Here is a 921-nt window from a genome sequence, read left to right as displayed (position 1 = left end):
CCCCGCCTCGCCCCCCCCCGCCGTGCCCTCCGTGACGCGCCCGTCCACCGGCAGCGCCTCTCCCGCGAGGACCAGCAGCACGTCCGCGGGGTGTACCTCGTCCGCGGACACGGTGACCACCCGGTCGCCGTCGACCCGGTGTGCGACACGGGGAGCCCGGGAGACCAGCGCGCTCAGATCGCGCCGCGCGCGACGCTCGGCGCGGTCCTCCAGGACCCTCCCACCGGTCAGCATGACGGCGACGACCGCACCCGCGAGGAACTCACCGACCAGAGCGGACCCGACCAGCGCCAGCAGGGCGACCACGTCACTGCCCAGACTCCGGCGCAGCAGCGCCCGGACGACCCATGCGGCCGAGGCGACGGAGGCGACGGCGACGGAGGCCAGCCACGCCGCGTCCGAGGCGGCCGGAAGGCCCGACAGCAGCAGCACCCCACCAGCCACGAGCCCCGACAGGCACAGGGCCAGTAGAACGGTCGCGGTGGTCACGTACCGGGGTCCGTCTCCTCGTTCGGGGCGCATACCGTCACTGTGCTCCGCGCCGGGAGCGGCTGGCAGGGCTGTACGTCGCGTTCGGAGGGGCCGATGGTCGCGGGCCCTGTGGGTTCAGTCCGGTCCGCGTGGTCCCGGCACGGGAAGGAGTTCGGACAGGTCGGACACCACGACGTGCGCTCCCGCGTCCAGCATCTCGCGGCGGACGCCGGTGCGGTCCACCCCCACCACCAGGCCGAAACCCCCGCGTCCGGCCGCCTCCACGCCGACCAGCGCGTCCTCGGCCACGGCGGCCAGGTCCGGCGCGGCCCCCATCAACCGGGCCGCCTCCAGGAACAGCGCCGGGTCGGGTTTGGCCGCCAGGCCGAGCCGTGCCGCGTCAGCGCCGTCGACGCGGACGTCGAAGAGGTCGTCCACCCCGGCCGACCG

Annotated in this window: 2 protein-coding genes (1 of these 2 only partly in view); both read right to left on the bottom strand. The window is 75.6% G+C overall.

The window, feature by feature from the left end; all coding sequences use genetic code 11:
* Window positions 1-522, bottom strand: the start of a protein-coding gene (locus D455_RS0107890) for a heavy metal translocating P-type ATPase (protein WP_017570200.1). It extends 1,920 nt beyond the left edge of the window; the window shows 522 of its 2,442 coding nt (coding positions 1-522); its start codon is at window positions 520-522; the stop codon falls past the left edge of the window.
* Window positions 523-606: 84 nt separating this feature from the next.
* Window positions 607-921 (bottom strand): HAD family hydrolase (locus D455_RS0107885; RefSeq protein WP_017570199.1); only part of this gene is annotated, 315 nt, incomplete at its 5' end.

The organism is Nocardiopsis halotolerans DSM 44410, from assembly GCF_000341065.1.
In the GTDB taxonomy this organism is placed as follows: Bacteria; Actinomycetota; Actinomycetes; order Streptosporangiales; family Streptosporangiaceae; genus Nocardiopsis; species Nocardiopsis halotolerans.
The sequence above is the reverse complement of the archived record's forward strand: the minus strand, read 5'-3'. Positions and strand labels throughout refer to the sequence as shown.